Genomic DNA, 1,085 nt, shown 5'->3' with positions numbered 1-1,085 from the left:
CCCGTGCTCAGCTGGTCGTAGCAATCGATCTTGTCGTTCGTTGTCCTCTTGGCGGGGCGAATCGCTGAGAGGTCGGTGGCACGTGGCGGGTCGTAGGCCGTTGACGGTGGCGGATCGGGAAGAGATCACGCGGGGTATCGCTGAGGGGTTGTCGGGTCAGCAGATCGCGGTGGTGATCGGTCGGGATCCGAGTGTGGTGTCGCGGGAGATCAGCCGGGGTGGTGGGCGGGGGTTCTATCGGGCGTGGCGTTCGCAGCGGCAGGCGCAGCGGGCGCGGCGTCGGCCGAAGCCGTGCAAGCTGGAGTTGGACGCGCGGCTGCGGGAGGTGGTGGTGGCGTTGTTGGGTGAGGGCTGGTCGCCGGATCAGGTTGCTGGGCGGTTGCGGTTGGACTATCCCGACGACGAGGCGATGCGGGTGTCGCACGAGGCGATTTACACGTGGATGTACGCGTTGCCGGTCGGGGAGTTGGCCCGGCAGCACCTGCGGTTGCGCAGTGGCCGCAGAAACCGTCGTCCGGCGCGTTCGGCCGCCTCGCGGGCGCCGAAGATTCCCAACCCGACGTTCATCGATCAGCGGCCCGCCCAGGCCGAGGACCGGCGGATACCCGGGCACTGGGAAGGCGACCTGATCATCGGCAAGAACGGCGCCAGTGCCACCGCCACGCTGGTGGAGCGCACCTCCCGGTTCTTGATCCTGATCCCGCTGTCCGGCAGAGACAGCCCCACCGTCACCAGCGCCGTGGCCACCGGCATCGCCGGCTTACCCGACGCCCTGCGCCGCACCCTGACCTGGGACTGCGGCACCGAGATGGCCGAACACGCCGCCCTGAGCGTCGCCGCTGACATCGACGTCTACTTCGCCCACCCCCATAGTCCCTGGGAACGCGGCACCAACGAGAGCACCAACCGCTGGATCCGCGAATACCTCCCCCGCGGCACCGTCATCCCCAACGACCACCAGCACCTCAACGCCATCGCCGACCGACTCAACAACCGACCCCGCCGTATCCTCGCCTACAAGAAACCCAAAGAAGTCTTCGCCGAGCTGCTGACCAGCCAGATTGCTTCCACCAGCTGAGCACGGG

Annotated in this window: 1 protein-coding gene; it reads left to right on the top strand. The window is 67.7% G+C overall.

All coding sequences use genetic code 11. The annotated features are described in order from the left end of the window. Positions 1–106: 106 nt before the first annotated feature. The gene (locus ACFYL6_RS33155; protein ID WP_357009735.1) at positions 107–1,078 is read left to right on the top strand and encodes an IS30 family transposase; all 972 of its coding nucleotides are present in this window, start codon (positions 107–109) and stop codon (positions 1,076–1,078) included. Positions 1,079–1,085 lie beyond the last annotated feature (7 nt).

It is taken from the genome of Micromonospora sp. NPDC007208 (assembly GCF_042869175.1).
In the GTDB taxonomy this organism is placed as follows: domain Bacteria; phylum Actinomycetota; class Actinomycetes; order Mycobacteriales; family Micromonosporaceae; genus Micromonospora; species Micromonospora foliorum.
The sequence above is the reverse complement of the archived record's forward strand: the minus strand, read 5'-3'. Positions and strand labels throughout refer to the sequence as shown.